The organism is Bradyrhizobium sp. LMTR 3, from assembly GCF_001693485.1.
GTDB lineage: Bacteria > Pseudomonadota > Alphaproteobacteria > Rhizobiales > Xanthobacteraceae > Bradyrhizobium.
Genome location: NZ_MAXC01000035.1, coordinates 1 through 2,549, shown reverse-complemented (window position 1 = coordinate 2,549; position 2,549 = coordinate 1). Strand labels below are relative to the sequence as shown.

General features: G+C 65.0%; 2 protein-coding genes. Both read left to right on the top strand.

All coding sequences use genetic code 11. The features are described from left to right. Positions 1-122: 122 nt before the first annotated feature. Positions 123-998 (top strand): tyrosine-type recombinase/integrase, encoded by an 876-nt coding sequence (locus LMTR3_RS23530; protein ID WP_176721979.1) that lies wholly within the window; start codon positions 123-125, stop codon positions 996-998. A gap of 12 nt (positions 999-1,010) precedes the next feature. Beyond that, the gene (locus tag LMTR3_RS23525) at positions 1,011-2,210 is read left to right on the top strand and encodes an IS91 family transposase (protein WP_065747396.1); all 1,200 of its coding nucleotides are present in this window, start codon (positions 1,011-1,013) and stop codon (positions 2,208-2,210) included. The last annotated feature ends 339 nt before the right edge of the window (positions 2,211-2,549 follow it).

Genomic DNA, 2,549 nt, shown 5'->3' with positions numbered 1-2,549 from the left:
GGACTAAACCGCTCGCGCGGTAGGGCGCTGCGGCAGGCAGCACAGCTAACAGGATAGCGCAACGGGGCGTCCTGTCTTGAGATGAGGGGTTCGCAACCTTCACTCAAAACAGGAGCATCCCCATGACCGACGAGGCAATGAGCCCGTTGCGCCGGCGCATGATCGAAGACATGACGATCCGCAAGTTCGCGCCGAAGACCCAACATGACTACGTGCAAAGGGTCAAGAACTTCGCAGCGTTTCTCGGCCGATCACCCGATGCGGCGACGTTTGAGGACGTGCGCCGCTATCAGTTGCATCTGGCCGCGAGCGGTGTCGGCGTGCCGACCATCAACCAGACCGTCTCGACCCTGCGGTTCTTTTTTAAGGTCACGCTGAAGCGCCACGAGATCGTCGAGCATACCCATGTCATTCACGAGCCGCGCAAGCTGCCAGTGGTGCTCAGTGTCGAGGAGGTGGCGCGGCTGCTCGATGCCGCGCCGGGGCTGAAGTACAAGGCGGCACTGAGCGTGGCCTACGGCGCCGGCCTGCGTGCCGCCGAGGTGGTCTCGCTCAAGGTCGCCGACATCGACAGCAAGCGCATGATCATCCGCGTCGAGCAGGGCAAGGGCGGCAAGGACCGTAATGTCATGCTGTCGCCGAGCCTGCTCGATCTGCTGCGGGCCTGGTGGAAGGCGGCGCGGCCGCAGGGCTGGCTGTTCCCGGGCCGCGATCCGGCGCAGCCGATGACCATGCGCCAGCTCAATCGCGCCTGTCACGCCGCCGCCCAGATGGCGGAGATCAACAAACGCGTCTCGCTGCACACCTTGCGGCACAGCTTCGCCACCCACCTGCTCGAGCAGAACATCGACGTCCGCGTCATCCAGGTGCTGCTCGGCCACGCCAAGCTCGACACCACGGCGCTCTATACCCGCGTCGCCACCAAGACGATCAGCGAGGTCATGAGCCCGCTGGAGCACATCGCGGTCAAGCTCAGGGATATCCGGCCATCCGGCTGACGCGCGGCATTTATGTCGCGCCCGGCCTTGGAGGTTGCGGATATCTTCCGCCACCATGGTCCGGCATGGCGCAAAGCCAACGCCGGCCATGTCAGCCTCGACCAGTTGAAGGTGATGTCGGCAATCGAGCGCTGCCGCACGGCGGCCCTCGGCGGCCATGTCGCGCGTTGCGAGGACTGCGCCTACACGAGTATCGCCTACAATTCCTGCCGCAACCGCCACTGCCCGAAGTGCCAGGGCGCCGCCGCGAAGGAATGGCTCGCCGACCGCGAGGCCGACCTGTTGCCGGTGCCGTACTATCACGTGGTGTTCACGCTGCCTGCGGCGATCGCCGACATCGCCTACCAGAACAAGGCCCTGATCTACGATCTCCTGTTCAAAGTCTCGGCCGAGACCATGCTGACGATCGCCGCCGATCCGAAGCACCTTGGGGCTCGGATCGGTATCACCGCCGTGCTGCACACCTGGGGCTCGGCGCTCACCCATCACCCCCATGTGCACATGATCGTACCGGGTGGCGGCATCTCGCCCGACGGCCAGCGCTGGGTGTCGTGCCGGCCGGGCTTCTTCCTGCCAGTGCGCGTGCTCTCCCGCCTGTTCCGGCGACTGTTCCTGGAGAAGCTCATCGCCACGCACCAAGTCGGCCGCCTGAGCTTCTTCGGCAATTACGCCCATCTCGCCGAGGCGCAATCCTTCGCGGCTTATCTCGCACCGCTGCGCAAGGCCGAGTGGGTCGTCTATGCAAAGCGCCCGTTCGGTGGACCTGAGGCGGTGTTGGCCTATCTGTCGCGTTACACCCACCGCGTTGCCATCGCCAACAGCCGCCTGATTGCCTGCGGCGAGCACGGCGTCACCTTCAAGTGGAAGGACTACCGCGTCGAGGGCCGCGATCGACACAAGCAGATGACGCTCGCCACCGACGAGTTCATCCGCCGCTTCCTCATCCACGTGCTGCCAAAAGGCTTGCACCGCATCCGTCACTACGGCCTGTTCGCCAGGAGCGCCTGCGCCGACAATATCGCCCGCGCGCGGGAGCTCCTCGCCGCCTCAAAACCCGCGGGCCAGCCTACCGTTGCTGCCGTCGATTCCGGCAAGCCGAGTTGTCCATGCTGCGGCGGTCGCATGATCATCATCGAGGTGTTCGCGCGCGGTGCAACGCCATGGCATCAGCCGACAGGTCCAACGAGTGTCATCAGGATCGACACCTCATGATCGCGTCTCAATCCCGCAAATCTCCTCATCGCGCTCGCCGGCTGTCGACCGGCCACGGCACAGCGCGCCCAGCTATCCGCCAGTCGTCGCAAATTGTCCGTCAATTTATCGAGTTCGACGCCATCCGCCGCTCAATCGTCAGCCGTGTCACCGTCGCACAACTTGTTGGCGCGGCTCGATCCAAATCAGGCGGCTCGCCCGCGGCACCCAAATCCCCATAGCCACGCCGCGCTACCCACGTGCTCCCTCCCGCGGTTTCCTCCCTTGGAGGCTTTCGGACGCCGGCCGCCGAATACGCCGCGACGTCCCTCAAGCGGCCGGCATCCGAAACCCTTCACA

Excerpts from the sequence above, each read along its gene's own strand:
- LMTR3_RS23530 (WP_176721979.1), top strand. The coding sequence starts at position 123 with ATGACCGACGAGGCAATGAGCCCGTTGCGCCGGCGCATGATCGAAGAC.
- LMTR3_RS23525 (WP_065747396.1), top strand. The coding sequence starts at position 1,011 with ATGTCGCGCCCGGCCTTGGAGGTTGCGGATATCTTCCGCCACCATGGT.